The organism is Caulobacter sp. NIBR1757 (genome assembly GCF_027912495.1).
Lineage (GTDB): Bacteria > Pseudomonadota > Alphaproteobacteria > Caulobacterales > Caulobacteraceae > Caulobacter.
On sequence record NZ_CP115463.1, the window covers coordinates 2960723 to 2981656 of the forward strand.

20 protein-coding genes are annotated in these 20934 nt (G+C 69.2%); 2 read left to right on the plus strand and 18 right to left on the minus strand.

Annotated features, from left to right (window positions below; all coding sequences use genetic code 11):
• Window positions 1–272: 272 nt before the first annotated feature.
• Genes ftsA through O5I81_RS14620 form a run of 4 tightly spaced genes read right to left on the minus strand, consistent with a single transcriptional unit; the run spans window position 273 to window position 4875 of the window.
• Entirely contained in the window at window positions 273–1610 is a 1338-nt protein-coding gene (gene ftsA, locus O5I81_RS14605) for a cell division protein FtsA (RefSeq protein ID WP_271069042.1), read from the minus strand.
• Between the two features lie 25 nt (window positions 1611–1635).
• Window positions 1636–2436, minus strand: coding sequence for a cell division protein FtsQ/DivIB (locus O5I81_RS14610; RefSeq protein ID WP_271065588.1), 801 nt, complete (start codon window positions 2434–2436; stop codon window positions 1636–1638).
• Between the two features lie 43 nt (window positions 2437–2479).
• Entirely contained in the window at window positions 2480–3457 is a 978-nt protein-coding gene (locus O5I81_RS14615) for a D-alanine--D-alanine ligase (protein ID WP_271065589.1), read from the minus strand.
• Window positions 3454–4875 carry a M28 family peptidase gene (locus tag O5I81_RS14620; RefSeq protein WP_271065590.1) on the minus strand — a complete coding sequence of 474 codons (1422 nt, stop codon included), beginning with the start codon at window positions 4873–4875 and terminating at the stop codon, window positions 3454–3456. The genes O5I81_RS14615 and O5I81_RS14620 overlap by 4 nt, the downstream gene beginning before the upstream one ends.
• A gap of 179 nt (window positions 4876–5054) precedes the next feature.
• On the opposite strand from O5I81_RS14620, the gene O5I81_RS14625 reads away from it, so the two are divergent.
• Complete coding sequence (locus O5I81_RS14625; RefSeq protein ID WP_271065591.1) at window positions 5055–5441, plus strand: GIY-YIG nuclease family protein; 387 nt, start codon at window positions 5055–5057, stop codon at window positions 5439–5441.
• 168 nt (window positions 5442–5609) lie between these two features.
• On the opposite strand, the gene murB is transcribed toward O5I81_RS14625, so the two are convergent.
• The 3 genes from murB to murC are packed head-to-tail and all read right to left on the minus strand — an operon-like array spanning window position 5610 to window position 8181.
• A complete protein-coding gene (gene murB, locus O5I81_RS14630; RefSeq protein WP_271065592.1) occupies window positions 5610–6503 on the minus strand; it encodes a UDP-N-acetylmuramate dehydrogenase in 894 nt (297 codons plus the stop codon).
• Window positions 6500–6766 carry a hypothetical protein gene (locus tag O5I81_RS14635; protein ID WP_271065593.1) on the minus strand — a complete coding sequence of 89 codons (267 nt, stop codon included), beginning with the start codon at window positions 6764–6766 and terminating at the stop codon, window positions 6500–6502. Before O5I81_RS14635 ends, murB begins: the two co-directional genes overlap by 4 nt.
• Window positions 6763–8181, minus strand: a complete 1419-nt coding sequence (murC, locus tag O5I81_RS14640) for a UDP-N-acetylmuramate--L-alanine ligase (protein WP_271065594.1) — start codon at window positions 8179–8181, stop codon at window positions 6763–6765. Before murC ends, O5I81_RS14635 begins: the two co-directional genes overlap by 4 nt.
• Window positions 8182–8200: 19 nt before the next feature.
• Between murC and O5I81_RS14645 the strand changes: the two genes are divergently transcribed.
• A complete protein-coding gene (locus tag O5I81_RS14645; RefSeq protein ID WP_271065595.1) occupies window positions 8201–8677 on the plus strand; it encodes a hypothetical protein in 477 nt (158 codons plus the stop codon).
• 372 nt (window positions 8678–9049) lie between these two features.
• Here the strand turns inward: O5I81_RS14645 and O5I81_RS14650 are convergent, their stop codons facing one another.
• From O5I81_RS14650 to O5I81_RS14700, 11 genes are all read right to left on the minus strand, one after another.
• Window positions 9050–9505 carry a GNAT family N-acetyltransferase gene (locus O5I81_RS14650; protein ID WP_271065596.1) on the minus strand — a complete coding sequence of 152 codons (456 nt, stop codon included), beginning with the start codon at window positions 9503–9505 and terminating at the stop codon, window positions 9050–9052.
• Window positions 9505–10602 carry an undecaprenyldiphospho-muramoylpentapeptide beta-N-acetylglucosaminyltransferase gene (murG, locus tag O5I81_RS14655; RefSeq protein WP_271065597.1) on the minus strand — a complete coding sequence of 366 codons (1098 nt, stop codon included), beginning with the start codon at window positions 10600–10602 and terminating at the stop codon, window positions 9505–9507. Before murG ends, O5I81_RS14650 begins: the two co-directional genes overlap by 1 nt.
• Before the next feature lie 97 nt (window positions 10603–10699).
• Window positions 10700–11887 (minus strand): putative peptidoglycan glycosyltransferase FtsW, encoded by a 1188-nt coding sequence (locus O5I81_RS14660; protein WP_271065598.1) that lies wholly within the window; start codon window positions 11885–11887, stop codon window positions 10700–10702.
• The gene (murD, locus tag O5I81_RS14665) at window positions 11884–13299 is read right to left on the minus strand and encodes a UDP-N-acetylmuramoyl-L-alanine--D-glutamate ligase (protein ID WP_271065599.1); all 1416 of its coding nucleotides are present in this window, start codon (window positions 13297–13299) and stop codon (window positions 11884–11886) included. The genes O5I81_RS14660 and murD overlap by 4 nt, the downstream gene beginning before the upstream one ends.
• A gap of 15 nt (window positions 13300–13314) precedes the next feature.
• On the minus strand, window positions 13315–14427 hold the full coding sequence (mraY, locus tag O5I81_RS14670) for a phospho-N-acetylmuramoyl-pentapeptide-transferase (protein ID WP_271065600.1): 1113 nt from the start codon (window positions 14425–14427) through the stop codon (window positions 13315–13317).
• Window positions 14427–15809, minus strand: coding sequence for a UDP-N-acetylmuramoyl-tripeptide--D-alanyl-D-alanine ligase (murF, locus tag O5I81_RS14675; protein WP_271065601.1), 1383 nt, complete (start codon window positions 15807–15809; stop codon window positions 14427–14429). The genes mraY and murF overlap by 1 nt, the downstream gene beginning before the upstream one ends.
• The gene (locus O5I81_RS14680; protein ID WP_271065602.1) at window positions 15806–17257 is read right to left on the minus strand and encodes a UDP-N-acetylmuramoyl-L-alanyl-D-glutamate--2,6-diaminopimelate ligase; all 1452 of its coding nucleotides are present in this window, start codon (window positions 17255–17257) and stop codon (window positions 15806–15808) included. Before O5I81_RS14680 ends, murF begins: the two co-directional genes overlap by 4 nt.
• Entirely contained in the window at window positions 17254–18987 is a 1734-nt protein-coding gene (locus O5I81_RS14685; RefSeq protein ID WP_271065603.1) for a penicillin-binding protein 2, read from the minus strand. The genes O5I81_RS14680 and O5I81_RS14685 overlap by 4 nt, the downstream gene beginning before the upstream one ends.
• The gene (locus O5I81_RS14690; protein WP_271065604.1) at window positions 18984–19433 is read right to left on the minus strand and encodes a cell division protein; all 450 of its coding nucleotides are present in this window, start codon (window positions 19431–19433) and stop codon (window positions 18984–18986) included. The genes O5I81_RS14685 and O5I81_RS14690 overlap by 4 nt, the downstream gene beginning before the upstream one ends.
• A complete protein-coding gene (gene rsmH, locus O5I81_RS14695; protein ID WP_271065605.1) occupies window positions 19430–20374 on the minus strand; it encodes a 16S rRNA (cytosine(1402)-N(4))-methyltransferase RsmH in 945 nt (314 codons plus the stop codon). The genes O5I81_RS14690 and rsmH overlap by 4 nt, the downstream gene beginning before the upstream one ends.
• The gene (locus O5I81_RS14700; protein ID WP_271065606.1) at window positions 20374–20838 is read right to left on the minus strand and encodes a division/cell wall cluster transcriptional repressor MraZ; all 465 of its coding nucleotides are present in this window, start codon (window positions 20836–20838) and stop codon (window positions 20374–20376) included. The genes rsmH and O5I81_RS14700 overlap by 1 nt, the downstream gene beginning before the upstream one ends.
• Window positions 20839–20934: the final 96 nt, after the last annotated feature.

Below are 20934 nucleotides of genomic sequence, written 5' to 3' on the forward strand. Positions count from 1 at the left end.
TGATATGCCTTACGACCCGTTAACTAGACGACCTGCATCGTTAATCGGCAGTTAATCCGCTTACCGTGAGTCGGCCCGCTGGCCAGCCGTGAACTGAGGATTTTTGTTACGACATAAGGGCTTGCGCGAATCGCGACGGCTCGTCGCAGCTGTCAACAGTTGTGGGTTACCTCGCGTTTTCGGGGATAGTTGAGTCGGAACTGAGTCATCTCGACGCAAATCGGCCGCCCCGGTGAAGGGCGGCCGATTCACTTGCGGCGATGCTTGGCGGCCTAGAGGTTATCGCGCAGCCAGCTCAGCGTCTTGACGATGCCGTTGGCGTTGGGATCGACCGGGACGCGCGGCTTCTTGATGGTGGCCAGCAGCTTGGCCGACACCGCCTCGCGCGGGCCGAAGGCGGCGCGGTGCAGGATGCCGGCGGCGGCGCAGAAGGCCGGTCCCGTGACGGCGTCGGCCAGGTGCGGCACGCGGCGCGGACGCCCCAGGCGAACCGGACGGTCGAAGACCCGGACGGCGACTTCGCGCACCCCGGCCAGCTGGCTGGCGCCGCCGGTCAGGATGACGCTGGCGCCGGGCTCGATCATGACGCCGGCGTTCTTCAGCCGGTCGCGCAGCAGCTCAAGGGTTTCCTCGACGCGCGGGGCGATGATGCCCTTCAGCAGCGACCGGGGGGCGATGACCGGGCCGGCGCCGGGGTCGTCGCCGCGCGGCGGGGCCTCGATCATCTCGCGGTCCTCGTTGGCCGAGGCGATGGCCGACCCGTGCAAGGTCTTGATGCGCTCGGCGCCGGCCCGGCTGGTCGACAGGCCGCGGGCGATGTCCTGGGTCACATGCTCGCCGCCGACGGGCAGGCTGTCGATGTGCACGAGGCTGCCGTTGGCGAACACGGCCGCCGAGGTCGAGCCGCCGCCCATGTCGATGCAGACGCAGCCCAGTTCCATCTCGTCCTCTTCGAGGGCGGCCAGGGCCGAGACGAACGGCGCGGCGACCACGCCCTCGAACTCAAGGTGGGCCCGCTCGACGCAGTGGCTGAGGGTCTGGAAGGTGTTCTCGGCGATGGAGACGACCAGCAGCTCCAGGCCCAGGCTCTTGCCGAACATGGCGCGCGGATCGCGAACGCCCTTCTGGTTGTCGACCGACCAGGCGATGGGCAGCAGATGGATCGGCTTGCGGCCCGGCAGGCGGATTTCGGCCAGGGCGGCGGCCAGGGCGCGCGAGCAGTCGTTGTCGCTGATCGGCCGGGCGCCGAGCGAGACCCGCGCCGACACCCGGCAGCTGGCCAGTTGACCGCCGGCGGTGGCGATGGTGACGGCCTGCACCGCGGCGCCGGCGACGCCCTCGGCGCGCTCGACGGCCAGGGCGATGACCTCGGCGGCGTCGTCCATGCTGGCGATGGCGGCGCCCTTGATGCCGCGCGACTGCACATAGCCGACGCCGGCGGCGGTGAGGGTCCGGTCGGCCTTGCGCACGCCCTCGGGCTTCATGACGAAGCAGGCGACCTTGCTGGCCCCGAGGTCGACGGCGGCGACCAGCGGCTGGCGGCTGAGCGCCGCCTTCAGCGTATCCTGGGCCTTGCGACCCTTGCCATCGTTGCGTTGCGCGGTCTTCAGCACGGGCGGGACACCTTGAACATCATCACACGCCACCTTCGACAGGAGCGGCTACCTGGGCCGTCTGACGACGGCGAAAAGCGGGGGCGCCGGGCTCGCGCAGGTCGATGCGCTCGAGGCCGGCCTCGAGGATCGCATCGCGGCGGTCCAGCAGGTCCAGCTCGATCAGGGCGCTCTCCTCGTCGACGGCGGGGAGCAGGATGATCGAACCGTCCTTCAGATGGATGTCCCAGCGGCGCTCGTCGACCCGCACCAGGGCCTCGACGCGGGACTTCAGGCGTGGACGGCTGGCCACGGACTTGAGGATATCGCCGGCGACCGCCTCGGCCCCCTGCCCGACCACCAGCGGCAGCTGCGGGAAGGCGGCCGGGTCGGCTTCCGGAATGGTGCGGCCGGCGCCGTCGATGACCATCAGCCGGCCGTTCTTCTGCCAGACGGCCAGGGCGCCGCGTTCCTTCACCTCGACCATCAGGGTGTTGGGCAGCAGGCGAACCACCTTGGCCTTCTCGACCCAGCCGACATTCTCGACGCCCGCCCGCACCAGGGCGAGATCGAGGCCGAGGATGGCCTGACCCTTGGCCGGGGCCAGAACGGCGCGAATGGCTTCCTCGCCGGCCGGCGTGGCGCCGGCGACGTGGATTTCCTGAACGGTGAAGCCCATGCCCGTGGTCTGGGTGGCCAAAGCCTGGGTCATTGAATCGGCCAGGTCGGCGCCGCGATGGCCGGTGGCCAGCGCCACCACGAGGCCGAGAACGAGGATGCCGCCGGCCGCGCCGACCGCGATCTTGGGGGACAATCCAACGCCGCGCGCGGCGCGCAGCTTCATGGCCGCCTGCCCCCCCTTGGGCGCAGCCGGTCTTGCCTTTGGACTACTGGGGCTTTTGCCCCGAGGGTTGACGATTTTGCGTCCGCCCCCCCGCACCGCCGCGGGCATACGCGTCCTCCACGATCCAGAACACCAGGTCATCAAATGACACGCCCTGGTGTGCCGCCTGCTCCGGTGCGAGGGAGGTGGGCGTCATGCCAGGTTGTGTATTGACCTCCAAGAGAACCAAATCACGCTTAACAGGGTCATAACGAAGATCACTTCTGGTAACCCCGCGACAACCAAGCGCGGCATGAGCCCGCTCGGCGAGGCGCAAAGCCTTGTCATAATCGTCCTTCGGCATGCGGGCCGGGATCAGGTGCTGTGACCCGCCCTCACCGTATTTGGCCTCGAAATCGTAGAAGCCACTGGTCGGAACGATCTCGGTGACCGCCTGGGCCACCCCGTCCATGACCGCCACCGCCAGCTCCAGACCGGCGATGAAGGGCTCGACCATCACATCTTCGCCATGAGTCCAGGATTCGACGCCGACCTCGTGCGGCGGGCGGTTGGCGCCCTCCATGACGATGAAGACTCCGACCGAACTGCCCTCGGCGTTCGGCTTGACCACATAGGGCGGCGGGATGACGTGGTCGCGGGCGACGTCGTGGCGATTGAACAGCCCGCCGCCGGGCACGGTGACGCCGGCCGCCGCCAGCACGGCCTTGGCTTTCGCCTTGTCCATGGCCAGGGCGGAGGCCAGCACGCCGCAGTGGGTATAGGGGATGGCCAGCGTCTCCAGGATGCCCTGGACACAGCCGTCCTCGCCCCATTCGCCATGCAGGGCGTTGAAGCAGACGTCGGGCTTCAGGTTGGCCAGGACCTGTGCCAGGTCGCGGCCGGCATCGACGCGGGTGACCCTGGCGCCCAGCCGTTCGAGAGCGTCGGCGCAGGCCTTGCCCGAGACCAGGCTGACCTCGCGCTCCGACGACAGCCCGCCCAGCAGGACGGCGACGTGATGACCGGCAAGCTTGCCGCTCACTTGGGCGCCCCGACCGTGCGCAGGTCGATGTCGCTGTCGGCGATCAGCCACAGGATGGAGACCCAGACGGCGACGTTCTGCTGCATCTGCCGGGGGTCGATCTTGTCGAGGGTGTCGTCCGGCGAGTGGTGCAGGTCGAAGTAGCGCAGGGCGCTCTGGCTCAGCTGCATGACCGGCACGCCGGCCGCCTGCAGCCCTTCGGTGTCGGAGCCGGCGAAGGCGGCCGGCTCGCGGCTGACGATGACCTTCAGCGGGGCCATCAGGGCCGGCAGGTCGGCCATGCGCGGGTCGGCCACCGCGCCCTTGGGCAGGGCGATCTTGTAGATCGCGTCGGCCCCCAGATCGCTCTCGCCGGCGACGATGAACTGGCCCAGCGCCGCCTCGTGGGTGGCGGCATAGGCCTCGCTGGAGCCGCCACGCTCCTCGCTGCCCCACATGACGACGCGGATGGTGCGGGCCGGGTGTCTGGGGAGATCGCCGATCAGTTTGGCGGCGGCGGTGGTGATGCCGATCCCCGAGGCGTCGTCGATGGCCCCGGTGCCGACATCCCAGCTGTCGAGGTGACCGCCGATGACCAGCACCTCGTCCGGCTTCGAAGACCCGACGATGTCGCCGGAGATATTCCAGGCGACGTCCTTCTCATCCACGCTCGAGGCCATGTTGAGCTTGATCTTCACCGGCCCCTTGGCCGCCAGCCGCTCCAGCAGTTCGGCGTCCGGCACGCCGATGGCGGCGGCGGGTATCTTGGCGACGCCTTCGACATAGGAAGTGCCGCCGGTGTGGGGGCTGCGCAGATCCGAGGTCGAGATCGAGCGAACGAGATAGGCCACCGCGCCGCGCTTTGCCGCTTCCGACGGGCCCGCGCGCCGGGCGATGCCGGCGGCGCCGTAGCCCGAGCCGTCCATGGTCCGCACCATCGGGGCGGTGACGACGGCGATCTTGCCCTTCAGCGAACCTTCCGGGGCGGCCAGCAGGTCGGCATAGGCCTTGAAGACGACGATCTCGGCCTCGATGCCCTTGGTCGGGGTGGAAACCGAACCGCCGAGGCCGACCATGGCGATCGACCAGTCGTAGGGGGCGACGATGACCGCCGACTCCGCGCCGCGCGTCCAGCTGGGCTTGGCGAATTCCTCGACCTTGATGTTGCTGAAGCCCAGGCGCTCGAAGGTCTTCACCGCCCAGTCCTTGGCCCGCTCCATGCCGGGCGAGCCGACCAGCCGCGGGCCGATCTCGGTGGTCAGGGACTCGGTCAGGTCCCAGGCCGTGGTGTCGGTCAGGGCCTTGTCGCGCAGGGCGGCGGCCGTCTCGTAGGTCGGCTGTCGCCGGGTCTGGGCGATGGCGGGACTTTGGGCCGCCGCGGGCAGGCTGCTGGCGAGAAGGGCGAAGCCGGCCGTGAAGGCGAGGAGCTGTTTGCGCATGCTGGCCGGGTGCGACACCACGCGCGACGAGTCAAGTGAAGGGTGCGTGCAGTTGGTGACACCGTGCTGGCGGCAGGGGTGCTGATCGCCAGGCCGACGGTAAGCTGCCCCGTGGTGGACAGCGGCAAGATGCTGGGGTGAGCGTTGACGAACGAGAACAATTGTAGAACATTGTTCTCATGGCGAGCCACAGGACGTTCATTGCCGTCTACATCATGACCGACCGGCATCGCGGGACGCTGTATACCGGAGTGACCAGCCGACTGTGGTTTCGCGCCTGGCAACACCGTGAAGGTGAAGTCGAAGGTTTCACCAAGCGGTACGGTTTGAAGCGGCTGGTTTGGTACGAGCGTCGAGCCCTGATCACGGAGGCGATCCAGCGGGAAAAGTCGATCAAGCGTTGGCCGAGGGAGTGGAAGATCAACCTGATCGAACGCGACAATCCACACTGGGATGACCTGTATGATCAGAGGATGAACTGGACACCCGTCCCGCCCCAGTTCGACGACTGGCCGTCGGCTCCCCCGGGCCCGGCCCCGCCCCCTCCCCCGCTATCGTCATCCTAGGCCTTGTGCCTAGGATCCCGCTGTCCGCTTGGCTCTCACGGCGGGGTGGAGGCGCGGCCGCGCCTCAACGGTAGGGCTTGTCGCGGCCGAACCCGGGATCCTAGGCACAAGGCCTAGGATGACGATAGCAGTGGGGGTGGGTGAAGGCGGGAACGGCGGCCGCCCGCACTACGGCCGCCCGATCCGCTTGATTTCCCAATCCAGCTGCACGCCCGTCCTGGCCTTCACGTCGGCCCGCACCGCCTCGCCCAGCCCTTCGAGGTCGGCGGCGGTCGCCTCGCCGGTGTTGATCATGAAGTTGCTGTGCAGCTCCGAGAACTTCGCCCCGCCGTGCATCTTGCCGCGCCAGCCGGCCTCATCGACCAGCTTCCACGACGAATGCCCCTCGGGGTTCTTGAACGTCGAGCCGCCGGTCTTTTCGCGGATCGGCTGGGTGGTCTCGCGCCGCGAGGTGATCTCCGCCATCCGCGCCTTCACGGCCGCCGGATCGTCGCTGCGGCCCTGAAAAATCGCCTGGATCCAGATGATGTCCTCGGGAACCTGGCTGTGCCGGTAAGTGTAGCCGAAGTCGGCCAGTTCGAAGACGCGCATGTCGCCCGACCGGTCGTAGCCCCAGGCGCTGACCAGCACGTCCTTGGTTTCGGCCCCGTAGCAGCCGGCGTTCATGGTCAGGGCGCCGCCGATGGTGCCCGGGATGCCGGCGTAGAACTCCAGCCCCGCCAGCCCCGCATTGGCGGCGGCGCGGGCGACGGCGGCGTCGAGCGCCCCGGCCCCGGCGATGATCTGGTTGTCTTCCTCATCGATGACGACTTCGGCGAAGTGCTTGCCGGCCAGGCGGATGACCACGCCCGGCACGCCGCCGTCCCGGACGATGACGTTCGAGCCGACGCCCAGCACCGTCACCGGCGTTTCGGCCGGCAGCTCGCGCAGGAAGTCCGACAGGTCCTCCTCGTCGGCCGGAAGGAACAGCACCTCGGCCGGACCGCCGACGCGGAACCAGGTGAAGGGCGCAAGGGCTTCTTCGCGCAGCAGCTTGCCGCGCACTTGCGGGAGGTCGGTCATGGATTGGCCTTACGGGCGGCGGTGTCGGCGTGCCAGAGGATCAGGCGCTCGGCCTCGGCGGGGTCATAGGTTTCGAACACCGGGGTGCGGACGTTCCTGTCCCAGTGGAACATCTCGAAACGCTGGGTCGGGTGCTCGTGCACGTCCAGCCAGTAGCCGGTGCTCAGCCCCCGGCCCTTGTCGATCTGCGGCAGGTGCTTGGTCGGAATCCGGCGGCGACGGCATTCGGCCTCGATGTCGCGGAGAAACGCGGTGGGGGTCACCCTCGCGCCTCGAGTTGTCCCGGCAAGGCATAAGCCCAGCTGGTGATGTCCCCCGCCCCTAAAAAGACGACCAGGTCGCCGGACCGGGCTTCCTCGGCGATCATCGCCGGCAGGTCGGCGGGGCTGTTCAGCGGCAGCGCCCGACGGTGGCCGAAACGCTTCATCCCCTCGATCAGGTGATCGCGATCGACGCCCTCGATGGGCGCCTCGCCGGCCGTATAGACATCGGCGACGATGACGGTGTCGGCGTCGTTGAAGCAGGCGGAGAACTCGGCCATCAGGTCGCGCAGGCGGGTGAAGCGGTGCGGCTGCACCACGGCGATGACCCGGCCATCGGGAGTCATCGAGCGGGCCGCCTTGAGCACCGACGAAATCTCCACCGGGTGGTGGCCGTAGTCGTCAACGATGCGGATGCCGTTCACGACGCCCGTGGTGGTAAAGCGCCGCTTGACGCCGCCAAAGCCGGCCAGGCCCTTCTTGATCGAGGCGTCATCGACCCCCAGCTCGCGGGCCACGGTAATGGCGGCAAGGGCGTTGGCGACGTTGTGGTCGCCGGCCATCGGCAGGGCCAGGCCCTCCAGCACGCGGCGCTCGCCGTCGAGGGCGGTGAACTGCACGTCGAACTTCGCCCCTTCCGGCCCCATGCTGACGTTCAGGGCGCGGACTTCCGCCTGCGGGTTGACGCCGTAGGTTATCAGCCGCCGGTTCTCGACCTTGGCGGCCAGGGCCTGGACCTCGGGATGGTCGAGGCAGACGGCGGCGAAGCCGTAGAAGGGGATGTTCTCGACGAAGTCCTTGAAGGCTTTGCGGGCCGTGTCGAAGTCGCCGTAGTGGTCGAGGTGCTCGGGGTCGATGTTGGTGACGATGGCGCAGGTCGACTTGAGCTTGAGGAAGGTGCCGTCGCTTTCGTCGGCCTCGACGACGATCCACTCGCCCTCCCCGACCTTCGCATTGGTGCCATAGGCGTTGATGATGCCGCCGTTGACCACCGTCGGATCCAGCCCGCCCGCGTCGAGCAGGGCGGCGACCATCGAGGTGGTGGTGGTCTTGCCGTGGGTGCCGGCCACCCCGACCGAGAACTGCAGCCGCATCAGCTCGGCCAGCATCTCGGCCCTGCGCACCAGCGGCAGACGGCGCTCGCGGCCGGCGACGATCTCGGGATTGTCGGCCTTAACCGCCGTCGAATAGACGATCGCCGAGGCGCCCTCGACATGCTCGGCCGCATGGCCGATGAAGATCCGGGCGCCCAGCTGTTCCAGGCGCTCGGTATTGGCGCTGGGCTTCATGTCGGAGCCCTGCACGGTGTAGCCGATGCGGATCATGATCTCGGCGATGCCGCTCATGCCGATACCGCCGATACCGATGAAGTGGACGGGACCGAGTTCGAACGGGACGGGGCGGCGACGGGCGATCATGAGACGCGGATTAGAGGATTTGGCGCCGTGGGGGAATGGCTTCGCGTTGGCGGCGGTGCTGGTGGCCGGCGGAGCGGTGGCGGCCGACGCGCCGACCCTGCGGCCGACCCAGCTGGGCGCCTTCGCCATGTTCACCGATCTGGACAGCATCGAGCGGACCGGGACGAGGGCGAAGTTTCGCGTCCTGCAGGTGACGGAGACCGGATTCACGGCCGGCGGCGTCGCCTATGTCGGCGGCTGGCGCTGGTTCGAGGTGGACTGCTCAGGCTGGACGGCGCGGGGCATGGGGTTCGCCAGCGTGCGGGCTGACGGGATCGAAGGGCCGGTGACCGGCGGCGGCGGTGAAATGGCAAAGATCGCGCCGGGCGGCATCGAGGACGAGGCGGCCAGGGTGGTGTGCGAGGGCGCGTCCCCGCTTGGCGTCGCCGATATCCGTGGCGTCGATGCGGCGGTCGTCGCCGGCCGGCGATGGATCCCGACGGGCGATGCCGATTGACGCGGGACGGTCCGGAGGCGAGCGCCCGATGCATGAAATATAGATTATTTTCAATGGCTTAACAAATATGTCTAGACATATTCATGTCGATCCGCGGCGTTTTCGGCCGTTTGACGCCTTGCGGCAATTCACCTGGCCATCGTCGTAGGTCGCCACGGAGCGGTTTCGACCTACAAATCCTGCGCTTGGGCCACGCAACAGCCTACGCCCCGGGCTACAGCCTCGCAGGCCCACCCTACGCGAAAGCCCACGGGGCAAGGGTTTCGGCCAGTTTTCGCCGGCGCCCGAACGGCGCCGCCTTCTTTTGTAGGTCGAACGCCGCGCGGTATAATGGATGGCGCTTCGATAAGCGGCGCCGCCGACCGATGGCGCTCAGGGCCAACGGTAGAAGACGCGGGTGTAGTTCAGCGTCGGGTGCTGGTCGGTGTCGTAATGGTGGAAGCCGCGCCTTTCATAGAAGGCGCGGGCGGCGTGATTGGCTTCGGCAGTGCGAAGCCACATGCCGTCTGGCAGGCGCTGTTTGGCCAATTCCATCAGTTTGCTGCCGACGCCCTGGCCCTTGGCGGTCGGGGCCATGAACAGTTGGTCCAGGCAGTTGTCGTGCGGACGCAGGGCCATGAAGCCGGCGAGAGCGTCATCCTGGAAGGCCAGGGTGACCTCCCAGACCGTGGCGGTCTCCTCGCGGACGCGGACGGCGAGGTCTTCGACCAGCACCACTTCCTCGTTGGCCGTCCCGGTCGAACGCCAGCTTTCGAGCCAGAGCTGGGCCAGGGGCGTGACGAGGTCCGCGTGAACGGCCGGGTCGAAAGGAGCCAGCCGCACTGTCATCAGCGGTTGGCAGTGCGTTCGACGAGGTCGGCGAGGTCCTCGGCGGCGTCGGGCTTGGCCACCCCATGGGCGCCGGCGGCCATGCGGGCGAGCCAGGCGGGGTCCTTGAGCAGGGCCTTGAGGGCGCCGGCCAGGCTGTCGACCGTCAGTTCCTCTTCCAGGCAGACGGCGGCGGCGTTGGCGTCTTCGAGCAGCTTGGCGTTGAAGCGCTGGTGGTTGTCGGTGGCGATCTTCAGGGGGATGAGGATCGAGGGTTTGCCGGCCACGGCCAGCTCACAGACCGTCGAGGCCCCGGCCCGGCCAATGACCAGGTGGGCGGCGCCCAGGCGGCCGGCCATGTCGCGGAAGAAGGGCGCGACCTCGGCCTTGACCATGGCATTGAGGTAGGTCGAGCGGGCGATGTCCATCGACTCCTTGCGGGTCTGCTGCTGGACCTCGAGGCGCAGGCGGGTCTCTTCGGGCAGACGCAGGATGGCTTCCGGCACCAGCTCGCTGAGCAGGCGGGCGCCCTGGCTGCCGCCGGTGACGAGGATCTTGATCGGCTGGCCGTCGGCGGGCGGTGCATAGGCCTGGTCGTAGAGGGCGCTGATCTCGGGTCGCACCGGATTGCCGACGACGCGGGCCCGGGCCTTCACCTTGGGAGTGGCCTTTTCCAGGGTCGGGAAGGCGCAGGCGACCTCGGTGACCCTGGGCGCGAGAAAACGGTTCACCCGGCCGAGCACGGCGTTCTGTTCGTGGATGACGGTCGGGCGCTTCTGGCTCAAGGCGGCCATCAGGCTGGGCAGGCTGGGATAGCCGCCGAAGCCGACGACGACGGCCGGGTCCATCCGCTTGAAGGCGGCGCCGGCCTGCAGCACGCCCTGCAGGACGGCGAAGCCGGCCTTGATCATGCCAATCGGGTCGCTGGACTTGGCGGTGGCTGCCGACAGGGTCAGGCGGACGTCGGCCGGGAACTTGTCGGCATACATCGCGCCGCGCTCGTCGGTGGCCAGCACGATGCGCCAGCCGCGACGGGTCAGGGCCTCGGCCAGGGCCTGGGCCGGGAACATGTGGCCCCCGGTGCCTCCTGCGGCGATGACGGCCAGACGGGCGGCCATGGCGGAACCTCTCTATCGAACGCTCAGGTGGCGGGCTTGTGACATGGATGACCGGAAGTGACTACCGCGGGGCTGTGCAGCCATGGCGCCGCCGACGTCAGGGAGCGAAGGGGCCGACGCGGTTGCTCTCCGGCTCGAAGGCCCCTGGCCGCTTGCGGGTCAGGCTCAGCGCCATGCCCATGGTCAGGCCCATGGCCAGCATGGAGGAGCCGCCATAGCTGATGAACGGCAGGGTCATGCCCTTGGTCGGGGCGAGGTTGAGGTTGACCGCCATGTTGATGATCGCCTGCTGGCCGACCAGCACGAACAGGGCCGCGGCGGCGATCTGCTCGAAGCTGTCCTGCAGCCGCATCGACTTGTAGAGGCCGCGCACCATCAGGAAGGCGAAGACGCCGATCAGGGCCAGTGAGAAGACCAGGCCGTATTCCTCGGCGGCGACCGAGTAGATGAAGTCGGTCTGCAGGTCAGGGACGCCCTGTTTCATGACGCCCTCGCCGGGGCCCCGTCCGAACAGGCCGCCGTTCGCAATCGCCTGGGCCGCCTTGTCGACCTGGTGGGTGTCGGCGCCCTCGGGGCTGAGGAAGCGATCGACCCGGCTGCGGGCGTGCGGGAGGAGAACATAGATGAGGCCCAGACCCCCGGCCGCCGCGCCGCCCATGATCGGGATCCAGCTGATCGGCACCCCGGCCATCCAGAAGGCGGCCCCGAAGGCGATGGTGATCAGGATGGTCTGGCCGACGTCGGGCTGGATGATCAGCAGCACCACGGCGACGAAATACAGACCGAAGGCGATGGAGACACCCGGCACCCCCTGCCCCTTCTGGCCCTCGGAGAACATCCAGGCGACCAGCACGATCAGCGCCGGCTTGAGGAATTCGGACGGCTGCAGGGTGAAGCCGGCGAAGGTGACCCAGCGGGTGGCGCCCTTGGCCTCGTGGCCCAGGAACGGCAGGGCGGCCATGCAGAGGATGGCCCCGATGTAGATGAAGAAGGCCGCCCGCTTCACCCCCCTGGGCGAGAGGATGGAGATGGCCAGCACCAGGCCGCAGGCGCCGAGGCCGAAGATCACCTGGCGGATGGCGAAATGCAGCGGGTCGTCCAGCCGCAGGCGGATGGCGGCGGCCGGGCTGGAGGTGAAGCTGAGCAGAACGCCGATGGCGATCAGGATGCCGGTCGCCGCCAGCAAGGCGTGATCGACCGTCCACCACCAGTTGGCCAGCGCCCCGCGATTGGCCCTGGAGACCAGATGCTGGTTGTTGTGGCCGGGGTACTCGGCGGTGGTCATGCGCGGGCCTCGCGGGCGGCGGGCTGGCTCAGGGTCTCGACGGCGGCGCGGAACGCCTCGCCCCTGGCCTCGAAGTCGGCGTACTGGTCGAAGGAGGCGGTGGCGGGCGAGAGGAGGACGATGGCCTCCTCCTCGCCGGCCGAGGCGTCGGCAAAAGCGGCGGCCACGGCGGCGTCCAGCTGGCCGCAGCGGACGACCTGGGCCTTGCCGTTCAGGGTCGCGGCGAACGCCTCCTCGGCCTCGCCGATCAGGTAGGCCTTCTCGATGCGCGGGAAGAGGTCGGCCAGCGCCTCGATGCCGCCCTCCTTGGCCCGGCCGCCGGCGATCCAGTAGACCTTCGGGTAGCTGGACAGAGCCTGACGGGCGGCGTCGGCGTTGGTCGCTTTGCTGTCGTTGACGAAGCGGACGCGGCCGATCCGGGCCACGGTCTCCATCCGATGGGCCAGGCCCGGGAAGGTCATCAGGCCGTTGGCCGCGTCGTCGCTGGAGAGACCCAGCGCCAGGCAGGCGGCGTAGGCGGCGGCCGCGTTCTGCCAGTTGTGCTTGCCGGGCAGCGAGCGGGCCATGGTCAGGTCGGCGACCTCGACCGTCCGATCGCCGGTGGCGTCGTAGAGGACGCCGGACAGGACATAGACGCCGCGCCCCATCGCCTTGCCGGCGCTGATCGGGCGAATGGTGCGGCGGTTGGCGGCGGTGATCTCGGTGCAGATCCGCTGGCACCAGGCATCGTCAACGCCGATGACGGCGGTGTCGCCCTTGCCCTGGTTGAGCAGGATGCGTTTCTTGGCGGTGACATAGCCCTCCATGCCGCCGTGCCGGTCGAGGTGGTCGGGAGAGATGTTGAGCAGCACCGCGGCGTCGGGCTTCAGGCTGCTGGTCAGGTCGAGCTGGTAGCTGGACAGTTCGAGCACATAGACAGCGCCGCCGTGCATGTCGGGCAGGCCCAGGACGCCAAAACCGATGTTGCCGCCGATGCGGGCGTCGCGGCCGGCGCTGCGCAGGATGTGGCCGATCAGGGCGGTCGTCGTCGACTTGCCGTTGGTGCCGGTGATGGCGACGATCTTCGGCCGCTTGTGGGCCGGCGCGGCGTTGACGGCCCGGGCGAAGAGCTCGATGTCGCCCAGCACCTCGACGCCGTTGGCCTGGGCCCGGGTGACGGTCCAGTGCGGCACAGGGTGGGTGAGCGGCACACCCGGGGACAGCATCAGGGCGGCGAAGCCAGACCAGTCGGCCTTCTCCAGATCGACCAGGGTCAGGCCTTCCGCTTCGGCCGCTTCGCGGCCCTTGGGGTTCTCGTCCCACAGCGCCACCTTGGCGCCGCCGGCGATGAGGGCGCGCGCGGCCGACAGCCCGGTCCGGCCTAGGCCGAACACGGCGACGGTGCGCCCTTCAAAGCCGGGAACCGGGATCATCTGCGCGCGGTCTCCCTACCTGAGTTTCAAGGTTGCAAGGCCGATGAAGGCCAGGATGATGGCGACGATCCAGAAGCGGATGACGACGGTGCTTTCCGCCCAACCCAGCTTCTCGAAATGGTGGTGGATCGGCGCCATCAGGAAGATGCGCTTGCCGGTCCGCTTGAAGTAGGCGACCTGGATCATCACCGACAGGGCCTCGACAACGAACAGGCCGCCGATGATGCCCAGCACGATCTCATGCTTGGCGGCCACGGCGACGGCGCTGATCGAGCCGCCGAGGGCGAGCGAGCCGGTGTCGCCCATGAAGATCTTGGCCGGCGGGGCGTTGTACCAGAGGAAGCCCATGCCCCCGCCGATGATGCTCATGCAGAAGACGGCCAGCTCGCCCGAGCCCGGCACGAAGGGCACCTGCAGGTAGTTGGCGAACACCGCGTTTCCGACCAGGTAGGCGATAACGCCGAAGGCTGCGGCGGCGATCATCACCGGCACAATGGCCAGGCCGTCGAGGCCGTCGGTCAGGTTCACGGCATTGGAGGCGCCGACGATGATGAAGGCCCCGAACGCCAGGTAGAACCAGCCGAGGTCGATGATCAGGTTCTTGAACAGCGGGAAGGCCACCGAGGTGGTCAGGTGCGGCGCCTCGTTGGGAGTCTGGCCGAAGAGGATGAGGATCAGCACGGCGGTGACCGCCACCAGGCCCTGGATCAACAGCTTCATCCGGCCCGAGACGCCGGCCGTGGTCTGCTTGGTGACCTTGGCGTAGTCGTCGAGGAAGCCCAGCAGGCCGTAGGCGCCGGTGACGAAGATGACCACCCAGACCTTGACGCTGCTCAGGTCCGCCCACAGCAGGGTGCCGACCATCATGCCGGCCAGGATCATGAAGCCGCCCATGGTCGGAGTGCCGGCCTTTTCCAGGAGGTGGCGCTCAGGCCCGTCGGTGCGGATCGGCTGGCCCTTGCCCTGTTTGGTCTTCATCCAGCGGATGAAGCGGCTGCCCATGGCCACGGCGACCACGAAGGCGGTCAGCCAGGCCATGCCGGCCCGGAAGGTCTGGTACTGGAAGAGGTTGAGCAGGGGGAAGGAGATCGCCTCCGCCTTCAGCCATGCATAGAGCAGATAGAGCATCAGGCGCCTCCTCCGGCGCGGCCCAGATCGGCCAGGGCGGCGGCGATGACGCCGGCGCGCGAGCCGTTGGAGCCTTTGACCATCACCACATCGCCGGACTCTATGGCCTGTGCGATCAGCGGCGCGAGGTCGGCCGCTGTCTCGGCGTAGCCGCCCCGGCGAGTCGCCGGAAGGGCTTCCCAGAGGGATTTCATCAGCGGCCCGGCGGCGAAGACAAGGTCGACGGAGGCCTCATCGATAGGCCCGGCAAGGGACGCGTGCATGGCCGGGCCCTCGGGGCCGAGTTCCAGCATGTCGGTCAGCGCGACGATGCGCCGCCCCGCCACCTTGCGGGCGCCCAGGGTGCGGAAGCCGGCGATCATCGAGATCGGGTTGGCGTTGTAGGACTCGTCGATCAGGGTGAAGGGCGCGCCGGGCTTGCCGACGGCCTTCTCGGCCCCGCGACCCGCCAGCGGCTCGAAGGCGGCCAGGGCGGCGAGTGCGGTGGGACGATCGACGTCCATCGCCTCCAGCATGAGCAGGGTGCAGAGGCTGTTGAGGCCCCAGTGGTGGCCCGTCTGAAGCAGGTCGTAGCGCAGGGTCTGGCCGTGCAGGACGGCGGAGACGGTGGCGCGGGCCCCATCGACATCGAAGCCGGTCAGGCGGGCGTCGCAGCCCTCGCCTGAGCCGAACGACAGCACCCTGGCGCCGGCGACGCGGGCCCTGTCGGCAAGGAGGTCGAACCAGCGGTTGTCGGCGTTAAGGACGGCGACGCCGCCGGGCTCGACGCCGTCGAAGATCTCGGCCTTGGCCTTGGCGACGCCGGTCTCGCCGTCCGGGAAATTCTCGATGTGAACCGGGCCGACGGTGGTGATGGCCACGGCATGCGGGCGGACGAACTTCGACAGCGGGGTGATCTCATCGGCGTGGTTCATGCCGATCTCGAAGACGGCGCGCTGCGTCGCCTTCGGCATCCGGGCAAGCGTGAGCGGGACGCCGATGTGGTTGTTGTAGCTCTTGACCGAGTTGTGGCTCGGGCCGGCCAGGGCCAGGCCCGCGGCGATGGCCTGGGTGACGCTGGTCTTGCCGACCGAGCCGGTGACGGCGCAGCGGCGGGCGGACGAGCGGTCCCGGGCGGCGATGCCGAGCAATTCCAGGGCCCGAAGCGTGTCGGCGACCTGGACCGAGGGGCCATCGACGGGCTTCGAGGCGAGGATGCCGGCGGCGCCGTCGGTGAGGGCCTTGGCGGCGAACTCATGGCCGTCACGCACCCCGGCCAGGGCGACGAACAGGTCCCCCGCGTCGATGGAGCGGCTGTCGATGGAGACGCCGTTGACCGCAAAGTCGGCGGTGGCGGTTCCACCGGTGGCGGCGGCGATCTCGGCGGCGGTCCAGAGGCTCATCGGTTGAGCTCCAGGGCTGCAGCGGTCTCGGCGACATCGTCGAAGGGATGGTTGACGCCGGCGACCAGCTGGCCCTGCTCGTGACCCTTGCCGGCCACGGCGAGGACGTCGCCGTCCTCCAGCATGGCGGCGCCGGCGCGGATGGCCTCGCGGCGGTCGCCGATCTCGCGGGCGCCGGGCGCGGCTGCGAGGATGGCGGCGCGGATGCTGGCCGGGTCTTCGGAGCGGGGATTGTCGTCGGTGACGATGGCAACGTCGGCCAGCCGGGCGGCGATCTCGCCCATCAGCGGGCGCTTGCCGGCGTCGCGGTCGCCGCCGGCCCCGAACACGGCGATCAGCTTGCCGCGGACGTGCGGGCGCAGGGCCTTCAGCAGGGTTTCGAGGCCGTCGGGGGTATGGGCGTAATCGACATAGGCTTCCCCACCGCGCGGCCCGGTCCCGACCCGCTGCATGCGACCGGGCGCGCCGTCGAGCTGCTCCAGGGCCGCGAACACGGCGCTCGGCTCTTCCCCGGCGGCGATGCAGAGACCGGCCGCGACCAGAGCGTTGTCCGCCTGGAAGCCGCCGGCCAGCGGCAGGCGGACGATGTGGCGGGCGCCCTTGTGCTCGATCGTCAGGGTCTGGCCGTCGGGGGTGAGGATGCGGTCGAGGAGCCTGATCCCCTCCCCGGCTTCCCCGGTCGAGATCAGGGTGTGACCGTGGGTGACGGCGGCCGCCGCGAAGGCGTCGTACTGGTCGCTGTCGGCGTTGAGCACGGCGGTGGACCCGGTCGGCAGGAGGGTGTCGAACAGGCGCAGCTTGGCGGCCCGGTAGGCGCCCATGGTGCCGTGGTAGTCGAGGTGGTCCTGGGTGAAATTGGTGAAGCCGGCGGCGGTCAGCAGGACGCCATCGAGGCGGCGCTGGTCGATGCCGTGCGAGGAGGCTTCCAGGGCGACGTGGGTGACGCCCATGTCGGCCATCCTGGCCATCAGCTCGGCCACGTCGGCGGCATCGGGGGTGGTCAGGCCGGGCGGGGTGAGGATGACATCGTCCTTGCCCGGCGCCGAGACAACGACGCCCAGCGTGCCCATGCTGCCGGCCGTGCGGCCCAGGGTGCGGAACATCTGGCGGCAGAAGGCGGCGATGGAGGTCTTGCCGTTGGTGCCGGTGATGGCGACGCAAGTTGCCGGTTGCCTGCCCCAGAACCTGGCGGCGGCCAGGCCGTAGGCCCGGCGAATGTCCTTGGCATGGATGACCGGCACGGCAAGGCCGCTGACGTCCTCGGGGGCGAGCACGGCGGCGGCGCCGCTCTCCAGGGCCTTGGCGATGAAGGCGCGGCCGTCGGCCTTGCTGCCCGGCAGGGCGGCGAACAGGAAGCCCGGCTTCACCTTGCGGCTGTCGGCGGTGACGCCGGTGATCTCGACGTCAACCGGGACGGTCTGGCCGACGATGGCGCTGAGCAACGTCACAGGTTCGGCCTCCCGTGGACGGCGGCGATGTCGAAGCGCGGGCGCTGCATCTGGCGCGGGACGCCAAGGAAACGGGCGCTGCGGTCGATCACCCGGCCGACGGCCGGCGCGGCGACCAGGCCGCCGGTGCGGGCCCCGCCGGTCGGCTCGTCGAGCAGGATCAGCACGAAATAGCGCGGCGCTTCCAGCGGCCCCTCGGTCGGGAAGACGGCGGCGAAGGAGGCCACCTGCTTGGTCGAGCTGTAGCGGCGGATGGTGGGATCGTACTTCTCGCCGGTGCCGGTCTTGCCGCCGACCGACAGGCCGAGCGCGTCGGCGCGGCGGCCGGTGCCCTCGACGACGTTGCCGCGCATGATGCGCAGCATGGCGCGGCTGGTGTCCTCCGAGAAGACGCGGGCCCCCTGCGGCTGGTAGCCGGCGGGCCGCTTGAGGATGGTGACCGGCACGAAGGTGCCCCCGTTGAGCAGCGTGCCCATGGCCTGGGCCATGGCCAGGGGGGTGACGTTGATGCCGTGGCCGAAGGACACACTGGCCAGGGCGTCGTCGTTCCAGACCTTGGGGACCAGCGGGGTGGCGGTTTCGAACAGCTCCAGCTTGGGGCGGCGGGTCAGGCCCAGCGCGTCGTAATAGTGCTTCAGCCGATCGACCCCGATACCCAGCGCCAGCTTGGCGGTGCCGATGTTGGAGCTGTGGTTGAACACCTCGCCAAGGGTCAGGATGCGGTTGGTGCCGTGGAAGTCGTGGATGGTGCGGTAGCCCATCTTCAGCGGCGTGCGGGCGTCGAAGGTCGAGTCCATCGAGGCAACGCCGGTATCGAGGCCGGCGGCGACGGTGAAGGTCTTGAAGGTCGAGCCCATCTCGTAGAGCTGCGCCGATGCGCGGTTCTTGCGCTGGCTCTCGTCGAACTTGCCGAAGCGGTTGGGATCGAACTCCGGCAGCGAGGCCATGGCGATGACTTCGCCGGTGTGGACGTTGGTGACGATGCCCACGGCGTTGAGCGGGTGGAACTCGGAGACGGCGGCGGCCAGCTCCTCTTCCAGGGCGGCCTGGACGCGGACGTCGATGGACAGGGCGACCGGTTCGCCGCTGATGTAGCCGGCCCGCATCTCATTCATCAGGCCGCGCTCGGCGCCCTGCAGGCCCTGGCCGCCGGGGTCGGAGAAGCCGACGAGGTGGGCGGCCAGCGGGCCCATCGGATAGACCCGGCGGGGGCTTTCCTCGAAGCTGACGCCCGGCAGGCCGAGGTCATGGATGCTGGCCCGGACCTCGGGGGTCAGGCCCTCGACGAGGACGCGCCGCTTGCCCTTGTTCATGACGTCGTTGAACTTCGAGGGCTTGAGGCCGGGGACGCGGGCCAGCAATTCCTTGCGGGTCTCGCGCCGGCTCCAGACGTCGGCCGGGTCGAGGAACAGGCTGTAGTGGGTCAGGTTGGCGGCCAGCAGCTGGCCGTTGCGATCGACGAGGTCGGCCTTGGCGCTCAGCGGCAGGGAGGCGATCGAGCCCTTCTTGCCGGCGTCGCTGAAGGCGGCGGCGAAGATGGCCCCGCCGCCGATCAGGCCGAACAGAACGGCGAAAAAGGCCAGCACCACCAGGATGCGGACCCGCGCGTCGTCTTCCGGCCGGCCAGAGGCCTTGGCCCGCTCGAAGGCGTGCTCGATGCGCCAGAGCCAGTCGATGGCCCAGCGCACCGGGCGCGGATAGCGATGAGGCGTGAGATCGGCGAGACTCATTGGCCGGTCTCCGCGGGGTTGGCGGCCACGGGCGCGCCGGCCTCGGCGACGACCGGTGCCGGGGTGTCGATGCCGGGGACTTCCTCGGGCTGGACGTCCGGGGCGGTCGGGGTGGCGATCGGGGTCGGCGGCTCGTAGCCGGCGGCGATGGCCGGCAGGCTGTTGATGTCGCCCTCGCGGGTGGCGGCCAACGGGGCCATGCCGAGCAGTTGCTTGGACAGGCGCTGCAGGCGCTCCGGCTGCTCCAGGTGGGCGACCTCGGCCTTGAGCAGGCGAATGCGCTTGTTCTCTTCGCCGATGGAGCGTTCGGTGCGGGCGATGTCGCGCACCTCGCGGCCGGCATAGGCCTTGGCCAGCAGGACGGTGACGGCCGTCACCGCCAGCAGGGCGCAGAAGACGACGTTGATGGTGCGGAAGCCACGGGTGCGGTGCTCGAGCAGGCTCATGCGGCGGCGCTCCACACGGGGGCGGCGGTGCGGACGGCGGCCCGCAGCTTGGCGGAGCGGGAGCGCGGATTGACCGCCGACTCGGCGTCGGAGGCCTGTTTGGCGCCGTTGTGGATGAGCTCGAAGGAGGCCGGGGCGCCGGCCGCGACGGGCGGGGCATGGCGTGATCCGCCGGGGGTCTTGCCGGCCCGCTCGGCCAGGAAAGCCTTGACGATGCGGTCTTCCAGCGAATGGAAGGTGACGACGGCCAGACGGCCGCCGGTCTTCAGCACCCGCTCGGCGGCCAACAGGCCGGCCTCGAGTTCGCTGAGCTCTTCGTTGACCGCGATGCGCAGGGCCTGGAAGGACTTGGTGGCCGGATGGGTCTTGGCGCCGCGCCGGCCGCCCAGGGCCTTCTCGATGACCTCGGCGAGGTCGAGGGTGCGGGTGAAGGGGGTCTCGTCGCGACGACGCAGGATGAAGCTGGCCACCCGGCGGCTCTCGCGCTCCTCGCCATAGACGTAGAAGATGCGGGCCAGTTCGGCATGTTCGAGGGTGTTGACCAGGTCGGCGGCGGTCGGGCCGTCGGCGCCCATGCGCATGTCGAGGGGGCCATCACGCATGAAGGAGAAGCCGCGATCGGCCTCGTCCAGCTGCATGGAGGAGACGCCGAGATCGAGGGCGACGCCATCGACGCTGCCATCGCCAAGCCGGGCGGCCATCGCCGAGAAGCGGTCGTCGATCAGGCGGAAACGGCCCGTGACCTCGAGCGGGGCGGCGAATTTGCGGGCGCTGGGGTCGCGGTCGAAGGCGATGACCGAGGCGCCGGTGTCGAGGATCGCCCGGCTGTAGCCGCCGGCCCCGAAGGTGCCGTCGATGATGGTCTCGCCGGGCTGGGCCCGCAGGGCGGCCAGCACCTCCGGCAGCATGACCGAGATGTGGGGCTGTTCCGGGCTGCTCATCAGGGTTGCCCCAGCTTCTGCGCACGCTGGGCGGCGCGCAGGGCGGCCAGCCCCTCGCGAGCCCCTTCGCGAGCCGCCGAGCGACGGGCCTGGAAGGCGTCGCGCGGCCAGATCTGGAAGCGTTCGCCCAGGCCCACCAGCACCACCCAGTCGGTCAGGCCGAACTGGTCGCACAGTTGCGGCGGCAGGGTGATGCGGCCGGCGTCGTCGAAGCTCATCTTCGCCAGGCCGCCGTTGATGGAGAGTTCCAAGTCCGAACGCAGCGGATCGCCGAAGGGCAACTCGTCGATCACCGACTGGTAACGGTCGAACAGGCTTTTGCCGCCACCCTCGATGCAGTCGAACTCGATGGAGGGAAAGCAGAAGACGCCGTCGAACAGGCCGGACAGGGCGGCGCGGAATTCCATCGGCACCACCAAGCGCCGTTTCGCGTCCAACTGTTTCTCGAACGTCGAGAAGAACACCGCGTCCCTGCCCTTCGGAAAAACCCGCCCATCGGCCGCTGAAGCACCCCGCGCCGAGTGTGTTTGGGTTAACATGGGACGAATTGGGCGGCAATG

Bases quoted from the DNA above. Each gene is read 5' to 3' on its own strand.
- murC (WP_271065594.1), bottom strand. From the start codon at position 8,181: ATGATCGCCCGTCGCCGCCCCGTCCCGTTCGAACTCGGTCCCGTCCAC.
- O5I81_RS14690 (WP_271065604.1), bottom strand. From the start codon at position 19,433: ATGAGCCTGCTCGAGCACCGCACCCGTGGCTTCCGCACCATCAACGTC.
- murF (WP_271065601.1), bottom strand. From the start codon at position 15,809: ATGAGCCTCTGGACCGCCGCCGAGATCGCCGCCGCCACCGGTGGAACC.
- O5I81_RS14650 (WP_271065596.1), bottom strand. From the start codon at position 9,505: ATGACAGTGCGGCTGGCTCCTTTCGACCCGGCCGTTCACGCGGACCTC.
- O5I81_RS14610 (WP_271065588.1), bottom strand. From the start codon at position 2,436: ATGAAGCTGCGCGCCGCGCGCGGCGTTGGATTGTCCCCCAAGATCGCG.
- O5I81_RS14685 (WP_271065603.1), bottom strand. From the start codon at position 18,987: ATGAGTCTCGCCGATCTCACGCCTCATCGCTATCCGCGCCCGGTGCGC.
- mraY (WP_271065600.1), bottom strand. From the start codon at position 14,427: ATGCTCTATCTGCTCTATGCATGGCTGAAGGCGGAGGCGATCTCCTTC.
- O5I81_RS14620 (WP_271065590.1), bottom strand. From the start codon at position 4,875: ATGCGCAAACAGCTCCTCGCCTTCACGGCCGGCTTCGCCCTTCTCGCC.
- O5I81_RS14625 (WP_271065591.1), top strand. From the start codon at position 5,055: ATGGCGAGCCACAGGACGTTCATTGCCGTCTACATCATGACCGACCGG.
- O5I81_RS14660 (WP_271065598.1), bottom strand. From the start codon at position 11,887: ATGACCACCGCCGAGTACCCCGGCCACAACAACCAGCATCTGGTCTCC.
- murD (WP_271065599.1), bottom strand. From the start codon at position 13,299: ATGATCCCGGTTCCCGGCTTTGAAGGGCGCACCGTCGCCGTGTTCGGC.
- murB (WP_271065592.1), bottom strand. From the start codon at position 6,503: ATGACCGACCTCCCGCAAGTGCGCGGCAAGCTGCTGCGCGAAGAAGCC.
- murG (WP_271065597.1), bottom strand. From the start codon at position 10,602: ATGGCCGCCCGTCTGGCCGTCATCGCCGCAGGAGGCACCGGGGGCCAC.
- rsmH (WP_271065605.1), bottom strand. From the start codon at position 20,374: ATGAGCAGCCCGGAACAGCCCCACATCTCGGTCATGCTGCCGGAGGTG.